Source organism: Saccharopolyspora rosea, from assembly GCF_025643595.1.
GTDB lineage: Bacteria > Actinomycetota > Actinomycetes > Mycobacteriales > Pseudonocardiaceae > Saccharopolyspora > Saccharopolyspora rosea.
Map to the genome: position 1 here is coordinate 5089118 of NZ_CP102826.1, position 20984 is coordinate 5110101.

20 protein-coding genes are annotated in these 20984 nt (G+C 72.6%); 3 read left to right on the forward strand and 17 right to left on the reverse strand.

What is annotated here, in order from left to right; all coding sequences use genetic code 11:
- Positions 1-20: 20 nt before the first annotated feature.
- From trpC to NV263_RS23560, 3 genes are all read right to left on the reverse strand, one after another.
- Positions 21-830, reverse strand: coding sequence for an indole-3-glycerol phosphate synthase TrpC (gene trpC, locus NV263_RS23550; RefSeq protein WP_263248794.1), 810 nt, complete (start codon positions 828-830; stop codon positions 21-23).
- A gap of 265 nt (positions 831-1095) precedes the next feature.
- Positions 1096-1692, reverse strand: a complete 597-nt coding sequence (locus NV263_RS23555; protein ID WP_263248795.1) for a Trp biosynthesis-associated membrane protein — start codon at positions 1690-1692, stop codon at positions 1096-1098.
- Positions 1670-3247, reverse strand: coding sequence for an anthranilate synthase component I (locus tag NV263_RS23560; protein WP_263248796.1), 1578 nt, complete (start codon positions 3245-3247; stop codon positions 1670-1672). The genes NV263_RS23555 and NV263_RS23560 overlap by 23 nt, the downstream gene beginning before the upstream one ends.
- Positions 3248-3340: 93 nt before the next feature.
- On the opposite strand from NV263_RS23560, the gene NV263_RS23565 reads away from it, so the two are divergent.
- Entirely contained in the window at positions 3341-3967 is a 627-nt protein-coding gene (locus tag NV263_RS23565; RefSeq protein WP_263248797.1) for a TetR/AcrR family transcriptional regulator, read from the forward strand.
- Between the two features lie 84 nt (positions 3968-4051).
- Here NV263_RS23565 and hisI read toward each other — a convergent pair whose 3' ends face one another.
- The 7 genes from hisI to NV263_RS23600 all read right to left on the reverse strand — a co-directional run bounded on the left by hisI (position 4052) and on the right by NV263_RS23600 (position 10065).
- Positions 4052-4402 carry a phosphoribosyl-AMP cyclohydrolase gene (hisI, locus tag NV263_RS23570; RefSeq protein WP_263248798.1) on the reverse strand — a complete coding sequence of 117 codons (351 nt, stop codon included), beginning with the start codon at positions 4400-4402 and terminating at the stop codon, positions 4052-4054.
- Positions 4399-5172, reverse strand: coding sequence for an imidazole glycerol phosphate synthase subunit HisF (hisF, locus tag NV263_RS23575; protein WP_263248799.1), 774 nt, complete (start codon positions 5170-5172; stop codon positions 4399-4401). The genes hisI and hisF overlap by 4 nt, the downstream gene beginning before the upstream one ends.
- A gap of 385 nt (positions 5173-5557) precedes the next feature.
- Positions 5558-6949: an alpha/beta hydrolase gene (locus NV263_RS23580; protein ID WP_263248800.1), complete on the reverse strand. Its 1392-nt coding sequence runs from the start codon at positions 6947-6949 to the stop codon at positions 5558-5560.
- A gap of 96 nt (positions 6950-7045) precedes the next feature.
- On the reverse strand, positions 7046-7777 hold the full coding sequence (gene priA / locus NV263_RS23585) for a bifunctional 1-(5-phosphoribosyl)-5-((5-phosphoribosylamino)methylideneamino)imidazole-4-carboxamide isomerase/phosphoribosylanthranilate isomerase PriA (RefSeq protein WP_263248801.1): 732 nt from the start codon (positions 7775-7777) through the stop codon (positions 7046-7048).
- Between the two features lie 23 nt (positions 7778-7800).
- Positions 7801-8430 carry an imidazole glycerol phosphate synthase subunit HisH gene (gene hisH, locus NV263_RS23590; protein WP_263248802.1) on the reverse strand — a complete coding sequence of 210 codons (630 nt, stop codon included), beginning with the start codon at positions 8428-8430 and terminating at the stop codon, positions 7801-7803.
- A 10-nt stretch (positions 8431-8440) separates the two neighbouring features.
- Positions 8441-9328 (reverse strand): transketolase family protein, encoded by an 888-nt coding sequence (locus NV263_RS23595; RefSeq protein ID WP_263254330.1) that lies wholly within the window; start codon positions 9326-9328, stop codon positions 8441-8443.
- A 23-nt stretch (positions 9329-9351) separates the two neighbouring features.
- Positions 9352-10065, reverse strand: a complete 714-nt coding sequence (locus tag NV263_RS23600; protein ID WP_263248803.1) for a thiamine pyrophosphate-dependent enzyme — start codon at positions 10063-10065, stop codon at positions 9352-9354.
- Positions 10066-10148: 83 nt separating this feature from the next.
- Here NV263_RS23600 and soxR point away from each other — a divergent pair, with 83 nt between their 5' ends.
- Positions 10149-10607, forward strand: coding sequence for a redox-sensitive transcriptional activator SoxR (gene soxR / locus NV263_RS23605; protein WP_263248804.1), 459 nt, complete (start codon positions 10149-10151; stop codon positions 10605-10607).
- Positions 10608-10640: 33 nt separating this feature from the next.
- On the opposite strand, the gene NV263_RS23610 is transcribed toward soxR, so the two are convergent.
- Positions 10641-11330, reverse strand: coding sequence for a response regulator (locus tag NV263_RS23610; RefSeq protein WP_263248805.1), 690 nt, complete (start codon positions 11328-11330; stop codon positions 10641-10643).
- Positions 11327-12934 carry a sensor histidine kinase gene (locus NV263_RS23615; RefSeq protein ID WP_263248806.1) on the reverse strand — a complete coding sequence of 536 codons (1608 nt, stop codon included), beginning with the start codon at positions 12932-12934 and terminating at the stop codon, positions 11327-11329. Before NV263_RS23615 ends, NV263_RS23610 begins: the two co-directional genes overlap by 4 nt.
- A 144-nt stretch (positions 12935-13078) precedes the next feature.
- Between NV263_RS23615 and NV263_RS23620 the strand changes: the two genes are divergently transcribed.
- Complete coding sequence (locus NV263_RS23620; protein WP_263248807.1) at positions 13079-14428, forward strand: cation:dicarboxylate symporter family transporter; 1350 nt, start codon at positions 13079-13081, stop codon at positions 14426-14428.
- Between the two features lie 81 nt (positions 14429-14509).
- On the opposite strand, the gene NV263_RS23625 is transcribed toward NV263_RS23620, so the two are convergent.
- The 5 genes from NV263_RS23625 to hisD form a co-directional block, all read right to left on the reverse strand.
- Positions 14510-16594, reverse strand: coding sequence for a phosphocholine-specific phospholipase C (locus tag NV263_RS23625; RefSeq protein WP_263248808.1), 2085 nt, complete (start codon positions 16592-16594; stop codon positions 14510-14512).
- A 128-nt stretch (positions 16595-16722) separates the two neighbouring features.
- Positions 16723-17478: an alpha/beta fold hydrolase gene (locus NV263_RS23630; RefSeq protein WP_263248809.1), complete on the reverse strand. Its 756-nt coding sequence runs from the start codon at positions 17476-17478 to the stop codon at positions 16723-16725.
- A gap of 293 nt (positions 17479-17771) precedes the next feature.
- On the reverse strand, positions 17772-18392 hold the full coding sequence (hisB, locus tag NV263_RS23635; RefSeq protein WP_263248810.1) for an imidazoleglycerol-phosphate dehydratase HisB: 621 nt from the start codon (positions 18390-18392) through the stop codon (positions 17772-17774).
- Complete coding sequence (locus NV263_RS23640; protein WP_263248811.1) at positions 18389-19507, reverse strand: histidinol-phosphate transaminase; 1119 nt, start codon at positions 19505-19507, stop codon at positions 18389-18391. Before NV263_RS23640 ends, hisB begins: the two co-directional genes overlap by 4 nt.
- A 25-nt stretch (positions 19508-19532) precedes the next feature.
- Positions 19533-20846 (reverse strand): histidinol dehydrogenase, encoded by a 1314-nt coding sequence (gene hisD / locus NV263_RS23645; protein WP_263248812.1) that lies wholly within the window; start codon positions 20844-20846, stop codon positions 19533-19535.
- Positions 20847-20984 lie beyond the last annotated feature (138 nt).

Sequence of the window (20984 nt, forward strand, 5' to 3'; positions counted from 1 at the left end):
AGCGGCGCGACACCCGCCGGTCACCTGCTGGGCCGCGGACAGGCCGGGTGCGATCCCGCCGTCACCAGCTGCGTGACGGCCGTCTTCGGGTTGTCGCTGGTGACCAGCCCTTCGCCGACCAGCACCGCATCCGCGCCGGACCCCGCGTAGGCCATCAGATCGCTGGGACCGCGGACCCCCGACTCGGCGACCTTGAGGATGTCCACCGGCAGCCCGGGGGCGATCCGGCCGAACACGTCGCGGTCGACTTCGAGGGTATGCAGGTTCCGCGCATTGATGCCAATGACTTTCGCACCGGCCTCCAGCGCGCGGTCGGCTTCCTCCGCGGTGTGCACCTCGACGAGCGCCGTCATGCCGAGCGATTCCACCCGATCGAGCAACGCCTCCAACGCGTTCTGCTCCAGCGCCGCCACGATCAGCAGCACCATGTCCGCGCCGTGCGCGCGGGCCTCGTGCACCTGGTACGGGCTGACGACGAAGTCCTTGCGCAGCAGCGGCACGTTGACCCGCTTGCGCACCGCGTCGAAGTCCGCCAGCGAGCCGCCGAAGCGGCGTTGCTCGGTGAGCACGCTGATGACCCGCGCCCCGGCCGCGGCGTAGTCGGCCGCGAGATCGGCGGGCTCGCCGATCTCGGCCAGTTCGCCCTTGGACGGACTGCGCCGCTTCACCTCGGCGATGACCCCGACGCCCGGCGCCCGCAGCGCGGCGAGCACGTCGTGCGGCGGCGTCGCCGCGGCCGACCGCTGTTTGATCTCCTCGAAGGAGACCGCGGATTCCCGCGCGGCGAGGTCTTCTCGGACACCTTCGATGATGGTTTCCAGAACGCTCACGCGAACACCTCGCCGGCCGTGCCCCGAACACTCACCCGCAAGTTGTCGGCTGCGCAGATGAACTCATTGCGCTCGATCACGACACTCCCCTTCCCGCCGTGCCGTCGCATGGCCGATGCTAAACCTCAGCGGCGACGGGTCCTGCGCGGGGTCGGCACAACGTCCCAGCGCAGCAAGGACCTTCGGCCCTGGCGCGAAGTCGGCTGAATCGGTTGACAACCGTGCCGAACTGCACTTTTCGCCTCGCAAAGAACCTGAAAGAAATTCAACGGTCCTCGTCGGTCGGATCCCGTCCGTGATCCAGGTCGTCCCACATCCGCCGGTCCGGATCCTGGGACCGGCGTTCGGTTGCCCCCGGTGCGGAATATTTCGCGCCCATCGCGGGCATCCGGTCGGCCCGCAGCAGCACGAGCAGACCGCCGACGAACAGCGCCACCGCGCCCAGCGCCATGAGCAGCGGACCCACCGGGTGCAGCGCCGCGGCTCCCACCGGGGTGCTGCCCGACGGGACGTTCACCGCGTGGAACGTGCTCAGCCGGAACCCGGTCGCCGCGCGCCAGCCCACCAGGCCGCCCGCCACGACCACCACCGCGCCGACCACGCGGCGCAGCCACCCGCCGGTGGCCAGCACCGCCGCGATGGCCGCCAGCGACGCCAGCGCCAGCGGCACCAGCTCCGCGCGCACCACCGAACCGTCCGCGCCGGCCGTGATCTGCCCGGAGAACGGCGTCCGGTAGCTCTGGTCGACCCACCGCAGCGCCCCCGAGCCCCACAGCAGGCCGGCGGCGGCCAACAGCAGCAGCACGACGGTCCACAGCAGACGCCTGGACCGGGGTCGCTCAGATCCCGGCTCGGTGGTCAACCCGCTCTCCCATCCGCCGCTCGTCCGTCGGGTGGTGCAGCGTCTCCGCCGTCGCGACCGCGTTGAGCACCGCGCGCGCCTTGTTCAGGCACTCGTTGTCCTCCGCGACCGGGTCGGAGTCGGCGACGATCCCGCCACCGGCCTGCACGTAGGCGACGCCGTCGCGCATCAGCGCGGTGCGGATCGCGATCGCGGTGTCGGCGTCCCCGGCGAAGTCCAGGTAGCCGACCACCCCGCCGTACTGCGCGCGGCGGGTCGGTTCCAGTTCCTCGATCAGTTCCAGGGCGCGCGGTTTCGGCGCCCCGGACAGCGTCCCGGCCGGGAAGCACGAGGCGACCGCGTCGAACGCGGTGCGCCCCTCGGCGAGCTGACCGGTCACAGTGGACACGAGGTGCATCACGTGGCTGTAGCGCTCGATGCGGAAGAAGTCCACCACGTGCACCGACCCGGGTTTGCACACCCGGCCCAGGTCGTTGCGGCCGAGGTCGACGAGCATCAGGTGCTCGGCGCGCTCCTTCTCGTCGTTGACGAGTTCCTTCTCCAGCAGCGCGTCCTCGTCGTCGTCGGCGCCGCGCCAGCGGGTACCGGCGATCGGGTGCGTGGTCGCCTGGCCGTCGCGCACCGTCACCAGCGACTCGGGGCTGGAACCGACGATGGCGAACGGCGTGCCGTCGTCCGGCGACTCCAGCCGCAGCAGGTACATGTACGGGCTCGGGTTGGTGGTGCGCAGCACCCGGTAGACGTCGAGCGCGTCGGCGGTCGTGGGCATCTCCAGCCGCTGGGACACCACGACCTGGAACGCCTCGCCGTCCCGGATGGCCTCCTTGGCCTTCTCGACCGCGGCGTGGTGCTCCTCGGGGCTGCGGCGGCGCCGGAACTCCGGCCGGGGCCGGGAGAACACCGCGACCGTCGGCGGCGCCGGGGTGCACAGGCGTTCGGTCATCGCATCGAGCCGGCGCACCGCGTCGTCGTAGGCGGCGTCCACCCGCTCCGGGCTGTCGTCCCAGTTCACCGCGTTGGCGATGAGCGTGATCGTGCCCTCGTGGTGGTCCAGCGCGGCCAGATCGGTGGCCAGCAGCATGACCATCTCGGGGATGCGCAGGTCGTCCTCGGTGAGGTTCGGCAGCCGCTCCAACCGGCGCACCACGTCGTAGCCGAGGTAGCCGACCATGCCACCGGTCAGCGGGGGCAGTCCCGGCAGCGGGTCGGTGTGCAGCAGGCGCACCGTCTCGCGCAGCGCCTCCAGCGGGTCGCCGGAGTCGGGCAGTCCGACCGGCGGGGTGCCGGTCCAGTGGGCCTGGCCGTCGCGGACGGTGAGCGCCGCGGCGCTGTGCACTCCCACGAACGACCACCGCGACCAGGAGCGGCCGTTCTCGGCGGATTCGAACAGGAACGTCCCCGGGCGGTCCCCGGCGAGCTTGCGGTAGACCCCCAGCGGGGTCTCGTCGTCCGCGAGCAGCCGCCGCACCACCGGGATCACCCGGCGGTCCGCCGCCAGGGCCCGGAACTCCTCGCGGCCCGGGCTGATTGTGCCGATCTCACCGTCGCCGACCATGCCGCCATTGTGCCGCCCATCCGAATCCCCCCGCGCGGCGCCTCCCGGGCGGGTGCTTTGCCCCGAACCCGGCGGACCGGTGAGGATGAACGGGTGAGCAGTGCTGACGACCGGACGGTCGAGTCGAAGCGGCGCGGCAGGCGCCGCGGCGGGGAGGACACCCGGGCCGCGCTGGTGGCCGCGGCGCGCGAGGTCTTCATCGAACAGGGCTACGAGGGCGCGACGGTGCGCGCCATCGCCGGGCGCGCCGGGGTGGACCCGGCGATGGTCAACCACTGGTTCGGCGGCAAGGAGGGCCTGTTCACCGCCTCGGTGTCGATCCCGGTCAACCCGTCCGAGCTGGTGCCGGACCTGCTGGCGGGCGACCGGGAGCGGATCGCCGAGCGCATGCTGCGCCGCTTCCTGACCGTCTGGGACCAGGCGGGCGGCGGCGAGTTCACCGCCCTGGTGCTCAGCATCGCCGCGCACGACCGCGCGGTGGTGATGCTGCGCGAGTTCATCCAGAACGTGCTGTTCGGACGGCTCACCGAGGAGCTCGGCATGGACCAGCCGGACCTGCGGGCGGCGCTGTGCGGCTCCCAGATCGTCGGTCTGGGCATGATCCGCTACGTCGTCCGGCTCGAACCGCTGGCCTCGGCCGACCACGACACGGTCGTCGCCGCGATAGCCCCGAACCTGCAGCGCTACCTGACGGGCGACCTCTCCGACGTCCGGGCCTAGGGATTCTTCGGCGGTGCGCTGCACCGGAAAGCGGCTGGCGCCGCTGGGGGAACAGGCGCCGGCCGCCCGCTCCCGGCCCGGCGCTCAGCCTTCGGCCGCCAGCAGCACGTCCGCGTCGAAGCAGGTGCGGTCGCCGGTGTGGCAGGCGCCGTCGACCTGGTCGACGACCAGCAGCACGGTGTCGCCGTCGCAGTCCAGGCGCACCTCGTGCACCCGCTGGGTGTGGCCGGACGTCTCGCCCTTGACCCAGTACCGGCCCCGGCTGCGGGAGTAGTAGGTGGCGCGCCGCGTCGTCAGGGTGCGGTGCAGCGCCTCGTCGTCCATCCACGCCAGCATCAGCACCTCGCCGGTGCCGCGCTGCTGCGCCACGGCCGCGACGAGCCCGTCGGCGTTGCGCTTGAGGCGGGCGGAGATCTCCGGGTCCAGACCGCTCATCGCACCGTGATCCCTTCCGCCCGCATGGCGTCCTTGACCTCACCGATCCGCAGCTGTCCGAAGTGGAACACGCTCGCCGCCAGGACCGCGTCGGCGCCCGCGTGCACGGCCGGGGCGAAGTGCTCCACCGCGCCCGCACCGCCGCTGGCGATCAGCGGCACGTCGACGACCTCGCGCACCGCGCGGATCATCTCCAGGTCGAACCCGGCCTTGGTGCCGTCGGCGTCCATCGAGTTCAGCAGGATCTCGCCGACCCCGAGCTGCTGGCCGCGCCGGGCCCACTCGACCGCGCAGATCCCGGTGCCCCGGCGCCCGCCGTGCGTGGTGACCTCGAAACCGGACGCGGTCGGTTCACCGCCCTCCGGAACCCGGCGGGCGTCCACGGACAGCACGACGCACTGGGCGCCGAAGCGCTGCGACGCCTCTTCCAGCAGCTCCGGCCGGGCGATGGCCGCGGTGTTGAGGCTGACCTTGTCCGCCCCGGCGCGCAGCAGCCGGTCGACGTCCTCCGGGCTGCGCACGCCGCCGCCCACGGTCAGCGGGATGAACACCTGCTCGGCGGTGCGGCGCACCACGTCGTAGGTGGTCTCGCGGTCCGACGAGGACGCCGTGACGTCCAGGAAGGTCAGTTCGTCGGCGCCCTCGGCGTCGTAGGCGCGGGCCAGTTCGACGGGGTCACCCGCGTCCCGCAGGTTGGTGAAGTTGACGCCCTTGACGACCCGCCCCTGGTCGACGTCCAGGCAGGGGATCACACGCACCGCGACGGCCATGCCTCCAGCGTAGAGACACGACCGCCCGGAGCGGCGACCGCCCTTGAGTGCCTGTCTTTGAACTCGTTGTGCATGGCGGTGCCGGTGGCGGAACCTCAGCGGCCCGCCCGTCACCCGACCACCACCCCCCAACGAGGCGCTGACGCGCCACAGCCACACCGGCTCCGGAAGCCCCTCCTGATGTATGCCCAATACACGGCGTCGGGGCTGTCCTCGCGACACGACCGCTGAGAACCCGCGGCGGTGCCGGTTGCTTGCGTACTCACCGAAAGAGAAAGCGGCTGGCGCCGCTTGCCACGTCCCTTCCGGGAGCAGGTTCAAAGACAGGCACTGATGAGGTTCCGCCACCGGCACCGCCACCCAAAACGAGTCCGAAGACAGGCGCTCAGGCCGCCGGGCAGTGCGCGTCCCGAGGCGGCAGCCGCAGGTCGAGGAGGTAGCGGTCGGCGACGTCCACCGTGCACCGGTCGCGGCCGTAGACGCCGTGGCCCCAGCCGTCGTAGGTGAGCAGGGCGGCCGTCGGGACGCGCCGCGCCAGGTCGGTGGCCCAGCGGTGCGGGGTCGCCGGGTCGTGCCGGGACTGCAGCAGCAGGACCGGCGGGGTCGCGCCGAACTCCGGCGGGTGCGGCGGGTTGGCGGCGGTCCGGTCGAGGCACCCCCACGCGGCCTGGCCGCCCTGGCCGATCAGCAGGTGCGGCGCGACCTCGTGCTGCCACCGCCAGTCGCGCTCGTAGTCGCGGTCGGAGCGGATGTCGACGCCTCGGTCGGCGCACACCGCCTCGGCCGGGTAGGCGGTGGTCGGCGGCGCCGGAGCGGCCCCCGGGCCGCGCCGCCCGTCGCGGAGCGCGCGGAGCCGGTCCGCCAGGCCCGGCCAGTCCGGCCGGTACAGCGCGGTGGTCGTGCCGCGGCTGAGCTCGAACATCCCGACGCGGCCCCCGTCGGGTCCGGTCAGCTCGCCGCGGCCGGCCCGCTCGCGGAGCCCGTCGTAGACGGCGCCGACGTCCTGGCCGTGCAGCGCGCACCGCTGGTCCCGGTCGCACCACCGCGCGAACCCGGCGAAGGAGTCCTCGGCCGCGGCGGCGGTGGACGTCAGGAAACCGCGGGTGTCCGCGGCGTGGTCGAAGACGCTGTCCAGCACGAGCGCGCGGAGGTGCGCGCCGTAGCGCTCGGCGTACTCCTGGCCCGCCACTGTCCCGTAGGACACGGCGTAGAGGCTGATCCGCTGCTGTCCCAGCGACCGGCGCAGCGCCTCGACGTCGCGCGCGACGCTCGCGCTGTCCACGTGGTCGGCGAGCGGGCCGCTGCGGGCCCGGCAGTCGGCGTCGACCTCCCGGTCGTGCCGCCGGAGCCGGTCGTAGCGCCCCGGCCCGGGCGCGATGTCCGGCACGTCGCCGACCAGCCGCGAGTCGCAGCGCAGCGGGTGGCTGCGGCCGAAACCGCGGGGGTCGAAGCTGACGACGTCGAACCGCGACGCCACCTGCGCCGATGCCGCGGGCCCGGCGAGCAGCTGGTCGATCCCGCTGGAGCCGGGGCCGCCGGGCAGCAGCACGAGCGTCCCCACGCGCGCGGCGGGGTCGGTGGCCGGGCGCCGCGCCACGGCCAGGTCGAGGCTCCCGGCGCCGGGCCGCGACCAGTCCACCGGCACGCGGATCGCGGCGCACTGGACCTGCTGGTTCTCCGGGCACGGCCGCCAGGCCGGACCACTCGGGGCGGCACCGGCCGGTGCGGTGGTGGCGGCGGTGAGCAGGACACCGAGCGCCGACGCGACTGCTCGCATCGAAACCTCCGATCACGCAACGGATTTCCGCGCATGATCGTGCGCCGCGCGCTCGCGCCGCCGGATCGGTGATCGCCCGGACCCGGCCCCGGAGAATCAGCGGACGGCGGCCAGGGCCTGTTCGAGGGTGAAGTTGCCCGCGTAGAGCGCCTTTCCGACGATCGAGCCCTCCAGGCCGACCGGCGCCAGCTCGGACAGCGCCACCAGGTCGTCCACACTGGACACACCGCCAGAGGCGATCACCGGGGCGTCGGTGCGGGAGCAGACCTCGCGCAGCAGCTCGACGTTCGGTCCGCGCAGCGTGCCGTCCTTGCTGACGTCGGTGACCACGTAGCGGCGGCAGCCCGCGGCGTCCAGCCGGGCCAGCACCTCCCACAGGTCGCCGCCGTCGCGGGTCCAACCGCGCGCGGCCAGCCGGTGGCCCTGCTCGGTGATGCGCACGTCGAGCCCGACGGCCACGCGGTCGCCGTACTCGGCCACGACCCGGTCGGCCCACTCGGGGTTCTCCAGCGCGGCGGTGCCCAGGTTGACCCGCCTGCAGCCGGTCGCCAGCGCCGCCTTCAGCGACTCGTCGTCGCGGATTCCCCCGGACAGCTCGACGTGCACGTCCAACCGGCCGACGACGTCGGCGAGCAGTTCCCGGTTGGATCCGCGGCCGAACGCGGCGTCGAGGTCGACCAGGTGGATCCACTCCGCTCCCGCGCGTTGCCACGACAGGGCGGCCTCCAGCGGGTCCCCGTAGGAGGTCTCGGTGCCCGCGGCGCCCTGCACGAGGCGGACCGCTTGGCCGTCGGCTACGTCAACAGCGGGAAGCAGCGTGAAACTCACGCCCCCACCCTATCGGGCGCGGTTCAGAGGGTGCGCAGCCAGTTCGACAGCAGCCGGGCACCCGCCTCGCCGGACTTCTCCGGGTGGAACTGGGTGGCCATCAGCGGGCCGTTCTCGACCGCGGCCACGAACGGCTCGCCGTGCTCGGCCCAGGTCACCTTGGGCGGGGCGATGCGGTCCGGGGCGGGCATGTCCCAGGACCGGACCGCGTAGGAGTGCACGAAGTAGAACCGGGTGCCGGGCTCCATGCCGGCGAACAGGACGCTGTCGGCGGGGGCGCGCACCTCGTTCCAGCCCATGTGCGGCAGCACGTCGGCGTGCAGGCGTTCGACGGTGCCCGGCCACTGGCCGCAGCCCTCGGCCTGCATGCCGTGCTCGACGCCCTCGTCGAACAGCACCTGCATGCCCACGCAGATGCCCAGCACCGGGCGGTCACCTGCCAGCCGGTGGTCGATGATCTTGTCGCCGCCCACGTCGAGCAGTCCCCGCATGCACGCGGCGAACGCGCCGACACCCGGAACGACGAGGCCGTCGGCTTCCATCGCGGCACGATGGTCGGCGGTCACCTCGACGTCGGCGCCGGCGCGCTGCAACGCGCGTTCGGCGGAGCGGAGGTTGCCTGATCCGTAGTCCAAGATGACGACTCGTGCCACGGGGCAAAGGCTACCCGTCCAGGAACCGCCGGACGGCGGCGGCGATCCCGACCGGGCCGAGACCGTGCGCGGCCTCGTGGTCCTCGGCGGTGCCGTAGGCGCGCAGTTCCACCTCGCGGCGCACTCCCAGCGACAGCAGCCGGTGCGGGATGTCGCGCAGCGCGTCGTCGACCTCGTGCGCCGAGGTCCCGCGCAGGTACGGCTCGATCAGCACGACGTCCGCGGTGGCCGACTCGACCGCCGCGCGCAGCCCGGCCGCGTCGAAGGGCCGGATCGTCGCGGTGTAGAGCACGGTCACGTCGAGCGTCGCGGTCGCGGCCAGCACCGGGCGCAGCGCCGGGCCGACGGCCAGCACGACGCCCCGACCGCCGCGGCGGACCTGCTGCCAGCCCGGGCCGCCGAGCAGCGGTTCGCCGTTGACCCGCTCGGACAGCCGCAGGTACACCCGGTCGTCGGTGGCCAGGGCGGCGCGCAGCAGCGCGTCGACCTCGGCCGGGTGGCCGGGAACGTGCACGGTCCAGCCGGGCAGCGTGTCGATCAGCGCGACGTCGCCGGGTCCCATGTGCGTGCGGCCCGCGCCCGGGTAGTCGTAGGACGCCCCGGTGCTCACCACGAGCGCCCCGGCGCCCTGGTGGTTGATGTCGAGCTTGAGCTGCTCGAACGGCCGCTCGACGACGAACGGGGTGATCGAGTGCACCACCGGCCGCAGGCCGGTCAGCGCCAGACCGCCCGCCACGCCGACCAGCGCCTGCTCCCGGATGCCGACGTTGATGACCCGCTCCGGGTGCCGCGCGGCGGCGTCGACGAACCGGTCGCCGGAGACGTCGGCGAGCACCACGGCGATCCGCGGATCGGCGTCGAGGGCCGCGGAGACGGTGTTGACGAACGTGTCTCGCATCGTGGGCGCTTCGGTGACCGCGGTCACTGCGCCACCTCCTTCGGTTCGACCTCGGCGACGACCGCGAGCGGCCGGTCCGGGTGCGGTTCGGTGAACGCCGCGCGCAGTGCGGCGTGGTCGCGACCGTCGACGGTGCGGGTGGCCCAGCCCTCCTGCGCGAACCGCCCGGCGATCCCGCCCGGCCAGCCGTGGCTGGACGACCGGTTGTCCACCACGACGGCGGTGAGCCGTTCCAGCCCGTGCCGCCCGGCCACGGCGATGGCCTCGTGGTTGCTGCCCTCGTCGAGTTCGGCGTCGCCGACCAGGACCACCACGCGGGGACGAATCCGGCCCTGGATCCCCAGCCCCAGTGCCGTGCCCAGGGCCAGCGGCAGGCCGTGGCCGAGCGAACCGCTGCCGATCTCGGCGCCGGGCACCAGCTCGCGGTCGGGGTGGTGGCCCAACCGGGAGTCGAACCCGCCGAAGCCGTCCAGTTCGGCCGGGTCGAGGAAGCCCTTGGCGGCCAGCACCGCGTAGAAGGCCATCGGTCCGTGCCCCTTGGACAGCAGGAAGCGGTCGCGGTCGGGGTCGTCGGGGCGGCGCGGGTCCACGGCCAGCACCTGGTCGTAGAGGACCCACAGCACGTCCAGGGTCGAGGTGGCGGCGGCGGAGTGCTTCTCGTCGCCGGTCATCCGGCTCATCAGCGGCCGCAGGTCGGCGTAACCGAATCCGGTGGCCGCGGTGGGTGCGATCGTCATGCCGACAGCGTCAGACTTCGAGTTCGCTCGAAGTCAAGGCCGAATACTTCGATCTAAGTAGAGGTTTCGGCTACGCTGGCGCCGTGTCGAAGCTACCGAAGCAGTTGACCATCGGGGAAGTCGCGCACCGCAGCGGGATCGCGCAGACCGCGTTGCGGTTCTACGAGCAGCGCGGGCTGATCTCCGCCACTCGGACCGCCGGCAACCAGCGCCGCTACGACCGCGCCGTGCTGCGGCGGCTGGCGTTCATCCGCGCCGCGCAGCGGGTCGGCCTGAGCCTGGAGCAGATCTCCGAAGCGCTGGCCGAGCTACCGGAGGACCACCAGCCGACCAAGGCCGACTGGACCCGGCTGTCCCGCCGCTGGCGCGACGAGCTGGACGCCCGCATCGACGGACTGCAGCGGTTGCGGGACCGCCTGACCGGTTGCATCGGCTGCGGCTGCCTGTCGCTGCGCACCTGCACCCTGCAGAACGCCGACGACCGCTTCGCCGAATTCGGCCCCGGCGCTCCCCTGCTCCGCCCCGCAGCCGACAGGTCCTGAGCCGAGCGTGCGTTCGACCTCGAAGACAGGCTCTCACCCGGCGTCGGGATCGCCCGCCCACCGGTAGGTCATCTCGGGGCGTCCCACCCCGCCGTACTGCGGGGCGCGGTGGGCCATGCCCTGGTCGACGAGGTGTTCCAGGTAGCGGCGGGCGGTGACCCGGGAGACTCCGGCGCGGTCGCCGACGGCACCGGCCGACGCCCCCTCGGGGTGCGCGCGCAGGGCGGCGACGACGGCGGCGAGCGTCTCCTCGCCCATGCCCTTGGGCAGCGAGCCGCGGTCGACGCCGCGCAGCGTCGAGAAGGCCCGGTCGATCTCGGCCTGCCCGGTCGCCTCCCGGTCGTGGCCGAGGCTGGCGCGGAACCGCGCGTAGTGCTCCAGCTTCTCCCGCATGGCGGCGAAGGTGAACGGTTTCAGCAGGTACTGGACCACGCCGCTGGAGACCGCGGCGCGCACCACCTTCAGGTCGCGTGCCGAGGTCACCGCGATCACGTCGGTGTGGCTGCCCGAGGTGCGCAGCGCCCGCGCGACCTGGAGGCCGTCCATGTCCGGCAGGCGCAGGTCGAGCAGCACCAGGTCGACCGGGGTGTGCTCGACGAACCGCAGCGCCGCCTGACCGGTGCGGGCTCGCCCGGCGACGGTGAACCCGGCGACCCGTTCGACGTAGGTCGCGTGCGCCTCGCCCGCGACCGGGTCGTCCTCCACGACCAGCACCGAGATCACGGCGCCCCCGTCCGGCCGGGCAGCCGCACGGTGAACACCGCGCCGCCGTCGTGGTGCACCTCGGTCGTGCCGCCGTAGCGGCGGACGGCCTGGCCGACCAGCGCGAGTCCGAGTCCCCGGCCGCCGGACTTGGTCGACCACCCGCGCTCGAAGACCCGGCGGGCACCGGCCGGGTCGACACCCGGCCCGTTGTCGGCGACCCGGACCAGCAGGCCGGTCGCGTCGGTGCGCGCGGTGACGTCGACCCGCGGGTGCGGGGTCTCCAGCGTCGCCTCGACCGCGTTGTCGATCAGGTTGCCGAGGATCGTCACCAGGTCCCGGGAGTCGACGTGGGCGATCGCGGTGTCGTCGATGTCGGTGTCCGCGCCGAGTACCACGTCGACGCCGCGCTCCCGCGCCTCGGCGGTCTTGCCGAGCAGCAGCGCCGCGAGGACGGGTTCGCGGACCGCGCCGACGACGCGATCGGTCAGCTGCTGGGCCAGTTCCAGCTCGCGGGTCGCGAAGGCCACCGCCTCCTCACCCCGGCCCAGTTCGATGAGCGACACCACGGTGTGCAGCCGGTTGGCGGACTCGTGGGCCTGGGCGCGCAGCGACTCGGCGAACCCGCGCATCGAGTCGAGTTCGCCGCTCAGCGCCTGGAGTTCGGTGTGGTCGCGCAACGTCACCACGGTGCCGAGATCGCGTTCGCCGCTGCGGATCGGCGAGACGTTGACCACCAGCACGCGGTCGTCGGTCAGGTGCACCTCGTCGCGCACCGGCGCGGCGGAGGCGAGGGTGTCGGCGAGCGAGTCCGGCAGTCCGAGCCGGGACACGTGCGTCCCCTCGGCCTCGGCGGGATCCAGCGACAGCAGCACAGCGGCGCCATCGTTGCACAGCGCGACCTGGCCGGTGGGCGCGACCAGCAGGAGCCCTTCGCGGACGGCGTGCAGGATCGCGTCGTGGTACTCGTACATCCGGCTCAGCTCGGCGGGCCCGAGCCCGTGCGTGTGCCGCCGCAACCGCTCGCTGACCAGGTGCGTGAGCACCCCGCCGAGCACCAGTGCGGCGCCCGCGACCAGCACGAGCGCGACGAGCTCGGCGCGCAGTTGCTCGGTCAGCACCCGCATCGCGATGCCGACCGACACCAGGCCGCGCACCTGGTGCGCGTCGTCGAAGACCGGGACCACCGCGCGCACCGACGGACCGAGCGTCCCGGTGTAGGTCTCGGTGAACACCTGTCCGGCCCGGGCCTGCTCGATGTGGCCGACGAAGGGCCGGCCGATCCGCGCGGGGTCCGGGTGCGTGAAGCGGACGCCGTCCGGCGACATGATCGTCACGAACGCCACGCCCGCGTCGTGCCGGACGCGTTCGGCGACCGGTTGCAGCGCGGCGGTGGGGTCCGGCGCGAGCACGCCGTCGCGGACGCCGGGCTGCGCGGCGAGCGTGCGGGCCACCGCCACGACCTGGTCGCGGGCGGTGTCGGCGGTCCGCCGCTGCGCGTCGTAGTAGGCCAGCGCGGCCCCGGCGAGGACCACGACGGCCACCACGACCACCTGGAGCACGAACAGCCGGCGGGCGAGGCTCCAGCCCGCCCGACCGCGTCCGAACCAGTCCCGGTCAGCCATGACGAATGTGTGACGACGGCATGAACAGAATGAACACAAGCGTGACGACGGTGATATGCAGGATCGATAGTCTCATCTCGACACGCGCCGTGACTCAGGACACGGCCGTTCGAGTGATACCCGGTACCCAATAGGAGAACAAACGTGGCAGGCAACGACGCTGCGACACCACGCCGTCGGGATCGGACGCACTACCTCTACATCGCGGTGATCGTCGCGGTGCTCGCCGGCATCGCCGTGGGGTTCGCCGCTCCGGACGTCGGCAAGGCGCTCAAGCCGCTGGGCACCGGGTTCGTCAACCTGATCAAGATGATGATCTCCCCGGTCATCTTCTGCACGATCGTGCTGGGCGTGGGCGGGGTCCGCAAGGCGGCCAAGGTCGGCAAGGTCGGCGGGCTGGCGCTGGCCTACTTCATGGTGATGTCCGTGGTCGCGCTGATCATCGGGATGCTGGTGGGCAACGTGCTGCACCCCGGCACCGGCGTGCACCTGTCCCACGAACTGGCGGGCGAGGGCGCCAAGCAGGCCGGCGAGGGCGCCGAGAGCACCACCGACTTCCTGCTCGGCATCATCCCGAAGACGCTGGTCTCGGCCCTGACCGAGGGCGAGGTCTTGCAGACCCTGCTGGTCGCGCTGCTGGCCGGGTTCGCGTTGCAGGCGCTGGGCGAGAAGGGCGAGCCGATCCTGCGGGGCATCGAGCACGCGCAGCGCCTGGTGTTCAAGATCCTGTCGATGGTGATGTGGGCCGTTCCGATCGGTGCGTTCGGCGCGATCGCCGCGGTGGTCGGCGCGACCGGGGTCGACGCGCTCAAGAGCCTGGCCGTGGTGATGATCGGCTTCTACGTCACGTGCCTGCTGTTCGTGTGCGTGATCCTCGGGCCGATGCTGTGGGCGTTCGCGCGGGTCAACATCTTCTCCCTGCTGCGCTACCTGGGCCGGGAGTTCCTGCTGATCCTGTCCACGTCGTCGTCGGAGGCCGCGCTGCCGCGGCTGATCGCCAAGATGGAGCACCTGGGCGTGAGCAAGCCGGTGGTGGGCATCACGGTGCCGACCGGGTACTCGTTCAACCTGGACGGCACGGCGATCTACCTGACGATGGCCTCGCTGTTCATCGCCACGGCGATGGGCGACCCGCTGTCGTTCGGCGAGCAGGTCTCGCTGCTGCTGTTCATGATCATCGCCTCGAAGGGCGCGGCGGGCGTCAGCGGCGCCGGGCTGGCGACGCTGGCCGGCGGCCTGCAGTCGCACCGGCCGGAACTGCTCGACGGCGTCGGGCTGATCGTGGGCATCGACCGGTTCATGTCCGAGGCCCGCGCGCTGACCAACTTCGCGGGCAACGCGGTGGCGACCGTGCTGATGGGCGCGTGGACCAAGGAACTGGACCGCGACCAGATGCACCGCGTGTTCTCCGGTGAGGCGCCGTTCGACGAGCGGTCCTACGTGGACGGTGAGTCCGCCACGGCCGAACGCGAACCCGCCGCGACGGCGAGCTGACCGCACCGCGCCAAGGGCGCCCCTCGGCCGGGGGCGCCCTTTCGCGTCACCCTCGCGCACGACGAGTTCGAGAACAGGCGCTCAGCCGGTCACCCCGGGCTCGCCGTTCTCCACCCGGCCGGTGATCCGGCGGCGGAACGCGGGGTCCTGGGCGGTGGTGATCTCCACGTCGTACCAGCCGTGGTCGGTCGGCCACTCCACCGGCTGGGCACCGCCCGCCACGACCCGGACCTGCCGGTCGACGCCCGGCGCGTACCCCAGCGACCGCAGCCGCACCGTGACGTCCTCGCCGCCGCCGTTGCGCAGCTCCAGCGCCAGACCCCGGGGCGTGGCGCGGGTCTGGACGTCCACTTCGGACGCCTTGCCGATGCGCGAACCCCGGATCTGGAGCCAGAACCGGTTGGGCCCCTGCACGGCCAGCTCGTACTCCGGACCGATCGGCACCCGCACCACGCGTTCCCCGCGAACGTCCACATGGGACGGTTCGGGGAGCTCGCCGCGGTACGGGTAGATCGTGAAGTGCGCCGCGGCGGCACCGGTGTTGCCCAGCCGCAGGTCCAGCACCTCGCCGTCGACCGAGGCCGACACCTGCGGCTGGTACGGCAGGGCGCGCGCCGGGCGCCTGCCCTGCTCCTGCAACGGCAGCCGCTGGTCGTCCGGGGGCGTGGGGTGCCAGCGCTGGATCGGCTCGGGCACCGGACCCGGCCGGGCGGGCTCGGGTGGCGCGCCGGGGTGCTCGAAGTCGAACACCGAGGTCAGGTCGCCGCAGACGGTGCGCCGCCAGGAGCTGATGTTCGGCTCCCGCACCCCGGTCCAGCGCTCCAGGAAGCGCAGCACCGAGGTGTGGTCGTAGACCTGCGAGTCCACGTGGCCGCCGATCGTCCACGGCGACACCACGGTCATCGGCACCCGGGGTCCGAGGCCGATCGGCTGCCCGTCGTAGTAGTCGTCGCCCTCGCCGGAGTCGGGCTTCGGCGGCACCGGCGGCGGCACGTGGTCGAAGAACCCGTCGTTCTCGTCGAAGTTGAGCAGCAGCGCGGTCTTCGGCCAGATCTTCGGGTCGGCGATCACGTCGAGCACCTGGTAGACGAGGTTCGCGCTGCCCACCGGCGTCGAGCTGCCCGGGTGCTCGGAGTCCACCGCCGACGGCACGATCCACACGACCTTCGGCAGCTGCCCGGTGCGCACGTCGTCGCGCAACCGCTGCAACAGCGTGCCGGGCTCGCTGCGGTACATGGCGCGGTCGAACAGGCTCCGCTCGGCCGGGGACAGCCGGGCGCGGCCGTCGGCCAGCTGCCGGAGCAACCGCTGCTGCTCGTCGCGCGGCTTGTCGAACAGCGAGGTGTAGAGCTCCTCGGTGGTGCGGTACGCCCCGTCGACCGCGGCGAGCACCTTGCGCCCGATCTCCTTGAACGGCTTGAAGTACTCGACGGCGTTGTCGGTGAAGTTGTCCCACTCCTGGTAGATCCGCCACGGCACCCCGGCCGCCTCCAGGCGTTCGGGGTAGGTGGTCCAGTCGTAGCCGGGGTGGTCGTAGTCGTAGGCGTCGTTGCCGACGGCGCGCTTGGTGGTGCCCGGCTCGTAGCCGAGCTTGCCGGTCCACAGGAACATCCGGTTCGGGTTGGTGGAGCCGAACACCGAGCAGTGGTAGGCGTCGCAGATGGTGAAGGTGTCGGCCAGCTCGTACTGGAGCGGGATGTCCTGCCGCTCGTAGTAGGTCATGGTGGCGGCGGTCTTGGCGGGCACCCAGGCGTTGTTCCAGCCCCGCGCCCAGGCTCGGCCGCTCCCGCCCCAGCTGTGGTCGAGGTTGCCGAGGTACTGGATGTCGGACACCGGACGGCCCTCGCGCTCGGACGCCTGCCGCAACGAGAACGGCAGCACCGCCCCGCCCGGTTTCGGCTGCTCGAACACGCTGCCGCCGTCCGGGAGCCGCAGCGGCTGCCGGTCACCGAACCCGCGCACCCCGCGCAACGTCCCGAAGTAGTGGTCGAACGAACGATTTTCCTGCATCAGGACGACTACGTGCTCGATGGCGTCCAGCCCGCCCGCTGGCACCGGCTGCGCCATGGCCCGGTGCAGCGACGGCGGCAGCAGCGAACCGGCGACGGCACCGCCCACGACCCCGGCCGCCCCGGCGAGAACACGACGTCGAGAAACCTCATTCACGAAGAGCCATCGTGTTCGACCGACTCCACCACCCGGAAGCCCCGCGGTGAGCAACCGGTGAACACTGCACATCCCCCGATCGGCCTAGTAGTCGTGCACCGATCACGTTCCGCGACCACCGCCACCGATCAGCCGCCCTGGAGGAACGGCAGCACCCGAACGAGCACGTCGGCACTCCGACGCCAGCCCGCCACGTGGTCGGCACCGGGAAGGGAGAAGAACGACGCACCGTTCCGCTCGGCGAACGCGCGCATCGGGTCGTGCCACGGATCCGCCGTGCCCGCGTACATCAGCATCGGGACCTCGGCAGCGGCCAGCTCGGCGTCCACGCCCGGTTCGCGGGAGAACGCTTGGTAGTTCGCGCGAAGTGCGGCGGGCTCGGCGGCGTCGATCACGGCGGCCAGTTCGGGATTGGCGGCGGCCCCCTGCAACATCGGCGGGAAGGGGTCGGCGTCGGGCGGCAGTCCCAGGTCGCGCAACATCGGCGGGATCGCGGAGCGGAACCCGCCGACCGGGTCGAAGGCCCCGGCGACCAGGCGGGTGAGCCGTTCGGGCGCGTGCACGGCGACGGCGTAGCCGGTCAGCGCCCCCAGCGAGTACCCCCAGTAATCCGCCCTGTCGACGCCGATATCGTCGAGCACGGCGACGACGGAGTCGGCGCGTCGTGCCAGCGCGTAGTCGGCCGGGTCCACCGGCGCGTCGCTATCGCCCAGCCCCAGCGGATCCACGGTGATCACCGTGCGGACAGCGGTCAGGGCCGAGGTGTAACCGGCCCGGCTCCAGTGCTCCCCGACCTGGAACATGCCCGAGTGCAGGACCAGTGCGGGCCCTTCCCCAACCACCTCGTAAGCGATCCCGAACCCGTTCCCGCGCGCGACCGGCACCCGTCCTCCTCGTCGTCGACGAATCCCTGGACGCTACCGGGACCACCCACCTGGCAACGGGGAGTTCGCTGAATCCGCGGATCCCCAACCCTTGCAGCGAACCGTGATTCCGCCCAGCTCCGCGAGCGACCTCCTGTTGCACCCGCAGCCACAGCCGTGCCTGAGCGGTGATGTCCTACGCCGCCCCAGGAGCGACCACTGTGGACGGTGCCGACGAAGTACCGGCACTGCCCTTTCCGCGATCGTCGACACCCGCCCCGCTCGACACCGGCCGAGCGGGGCGTTGGCGATTCCTACAGCGCGCCCTTGGTGGACGGGACGACGCCCGCGAAGCGGGGGTCCGGTTCGCAGGCCGCGCGCAGCGCCCGCGCGATCGCCTTGTACTGGGCTTCCGCGATGTGGTGCGGGTCGCGGCCGTGGACGACCCGGACGTGCAGGTTGATCTGCGCGTGGAAGGCGATCGACTCGAAGACGTGCCGGTTGAGCACGAACGGGTAGTTGCCGCCGATCGTAAAGCTGTTGTACTGCTCCGGTTCGCCGGTCAGCACGCAGTACGACCGGCCCGAGACGTCGACCGCGGCGTGCGCCAGCGTTTCGTCCATGGGGATCCAGGCGTCGCCGAAGCGGCGGATGCCCTTCTTGTCCCCCAGCGCCTGGCGCAGCGCCTGGCCGAGGACGATCGCGGTGTCCTCGACGGTGTGGTGGGCGTCGATGTGCACGTCACCCGTGGCCTTGACCTTCAGGTCGAAGGCCGCGTGGGTGCCCAGGGCGGTGAGCATGTGGTCGTAGAACGGGACCGTGGTGTCGACGTCGACCTGGCCGGTGCCGTCGAGGTCGAGTTCGACCAGCACCGACGACTCCTTGGTGGTGCGCTCGACCCGGCCGAGGCGGGTCCCGTGCTGGAAGGCTGTCACTGGCTGGTCTCCTCACGCACTGCCTTGCTGGCGGCCAGGAACGCGTCGTTCTCCGCCGGTGTCCCGATGGTGACCCGCAGGTGCCCGGCGATGCCGACGTCGCGGATCAGCACGTCCTGCTCCAGGTACCGCTGCCACGCGCGGTGCGCGTCGGCGAACCGTCCGAACAGGACGAAATTGGCGTCGCTGGGCACCGGCTCGAAACCCATCTCGCGCAGTGCGGCCACCACGCGGTCCCGCTCGTCGGCCAGCGCCTGCACCGAGCCGAGCGTGGCGTCGGCGTGCCGCAGCGCGGCGCGCGCCGCGGCCTGGGTGACCGCCGAGAGGTGGTACGGCAGCCGCACCAGCAGCAGCGCGTCGATCACCGCGGGCGCGGCCGCGAGGTAGCCGAGCCGGCCCCCGGCGAAGGCGAACGCCTTGCTCATCGTGCGGCTGACGATCAGCTTCGCCGGGTACTGCTCGATGAGCGCGATCGCGCTGGTGCGCGCGGAGAACTCGGCGTACGCCTCGTCGACCACCACCACGCCGGGCGCGGCGTCGAGCACGGCGCGCAGGTCGTCCAGCGACACCGACTGGCCGGTGGGGTTGTTCGGGCTGGTCACGAACACGATGTCCGGCCGCTTCTCGGCCACCACCCGGGCGGCCTCGGCGCCGTCCAGGCTGAAGTCCGCCCGGCGCGGCGCGGGCACCCAGTCGGTGCGGGTGCCCGCCGCCAGGATCGGGTGCATCGAGTACGACGGTTCGAAGCCGAGCGCGCTGCGCCCCGGCCCGCCGAACGCCTGGAGGATCTGCTGCAGCACCTCGTTGGACCCGTTGGCCGCCCACACGTTCGCCTCGGACACCGCGACGCCGGTCGCCCGGGTCAGGTAGGCGGCCAGGTCGGCGCGCAGCGCCCGCGCGTCGCGGTCCGGGTAGCGGTGCAGCGAGGTGGCGGCCTCGCGCACCGCTGCGGTGACGTCGTCGACGAGTTCGCGCGGTGGGGGATACGGGTTCTCGTTGGTGTTGAGCCGGACCGAGACGTCCAGCTGGGGCGCCCCGTAGGGGCTGCGGCCGCGCAGGTCGTCCCGCAGCGGCAGGTCGGCCAGCGCCGTGTCGGCGCCGAGCACATCACTCATGGGTTCTACCTTCGGCAACTGGAGGTCACTGGAAGCGGGCGGTGATGGCCTGGCCGTGCGCGGGCAGGTCCTCGGCGTCGGCGAGCGCGACGACCTTGCCGGACACCTCGCGCAGCGCCTGCTCGGTGTAGTCGATCACGTGGATGCCGCGCAGGAAGCTCTGCACGCTCAGCCCCGACGAGTGCCGCGCGCAGCCGCCGGTCGGCAGCACGTGGTTGGACCCCGCGCAGTAGTCGCCCAGCGACACCGGTGCGTACGGGCCGACGAAGATCGCGCCCGCGTTGCGCACCCGGGCCGCGACCGCCGCGGCGTCGGCGGTCTGGATCTCCAGGTGCTCGGCGGCGTAGGCGTCCACCACCCGCACCCCGTCGTCCACATCGGACACCAGGATGCAGCCGGACTGCCTGCCGGCCAGCGCCGTGCTGATCCGCTCGACGTGCTTGGTGCGCGCGACCTGCTCCGCCAGCTCGGCGTCCACGGCGTCGGCGAGCTCCGGCGAGGTGGTGACCAGCACGCTGGCGGCCAGCGTGTCGTGCTCGGCCTGGCTGATCAGGTCGGCGGCCACGTGCACCGGGTCGGCGGTGCCGTCGGCCAGGATCGCGATCTCGGTCGGCCCGGCCTCCGAGTCGATGCCGATGAGACTGCGCAGGTGCCGTTTCGCGGCGGTGACGTAGACGTTGCCCGGGCCGGTGACCATGTCGGCGGGCAGCAGTTCGGCGCCGTCGGTGTCGCGGCCGCCGTGGGCGAGCAGCGCGACCGCCTGCGCACCGCCGACCGCCCACACCTCGTCGACGCCCAGCAGCCGCGCGGCGGCCAGGATCGTCGGGTGCGGCAGGCCCCCGAACTCGGCCTGCGGCGGGCTGCACACCACCAGCGACTCCACCCCGGCGGCCTGGGCCGGGACGACGTTCATCACCACGCTCGACGGGTAGACCGCCAGTCCGCCCGGCGCGTACAGGCCGACCCGGGCGACCGGGACCCAGCGCTCGGTGACGGTGCCGCCGGGCACGACCTGCGTGGTGACGTCGGTGCGCCGCTGGTCGGCGTGCACCTTCCGGGCGCGGGCGATCGACTCCTCCAGGGCATCGCGCACCGCCGGGTCCAGTTCGTCGAGCGCGCGCTGCATCGCTTCCGCGCCGACCCTCACCCGTTCGGGGCGGACCGAATCGAACTTCTCGGTGAACTCCAGGACCGCGTCCACCCCGCGGTCGCGCACCGCGTCGATCACCGGACGGACCCGATGCAGCACGTGTTCCACGTCCATCTCGGCGCGCGGCAGCGTCGCGCGCAGCTCGACGGTGGACGGAACGCGACCGCGCAGGTCGGTACGGGTGAGCATGGGCGTCCTTCCCGAAGCCGGTGATTACGCCTACCAGGGTAGTCGCCGCGCTCGGACGGCGGTGTGACGCGTCCGGTCGGGGCCGCTCGGCCGCTGGGAAAATGTTGACGCCGACCATTCTTTGACAGTGGCTTGCCA

Coding starts and splice junctions, on each gene's coding strand:
- NV263_RS23560 (WP_263248796.1), bottom strand. CDS start 3,247: ATGGTCGGCGACGGTGAGATCGGCACAATCAGCCCGGGCCGCGAGGAG.
- hisI (WP_263248798.1), bottom strand. CDS start 4,402: ATGAGCGGTCTGGACCCGGAGATCTCCGCCCGCCTCAAGCGCAACGCC.
- hisF (WP_263248799.1), bottom strand. CDS start 5,172: ATGGCCGTCGCGGTGCGTGTGATCCCCTGCCTGGACGTCGACCAGGGG.
- NV263_RS23580 (WP_263248800.1), bottom strand. CDS start 6,949: ATGCGAGCAGTCGCGTCGGCGCTCGGTGTCCTGCTCACCGCCGCCACC.
- NV263_RS23595 (WP_263254330.1), bottom strand. CDS start 9,328: ATGCGAGACACGTTCGTCAACACCGTCTCCGCGGCCCTCGACGCCGAT.
- NV263_RS23600 (WP_263248803.1), bottom strand. CDS start 10,065: ATGACGATCGCACCCACCGCGGCCACCGGATTCGGTTACGCCGACCTG.
- NV263_RS23615 (WP_263248806.1), bottom strand. CDS start 12,934: ATGGCTGACCGGGACTGGTTCGGACGCGGTCGGGCGGGCTGGAGCCTC.
- NV263_RS23640 (WP_263248811.1), bottom strand. CDS start 19,507: ATGAGTGATGTGCTCGGCGCCGACACGGCGCTGGCCGACCTGCCGCTG.
- hisD (WP_263248812.1), bottom strand. CDS start 20,846: ATGCTCACCCGTACCGACCTGCGCGGTCGCGTTCCGTCCACCGTCGAG.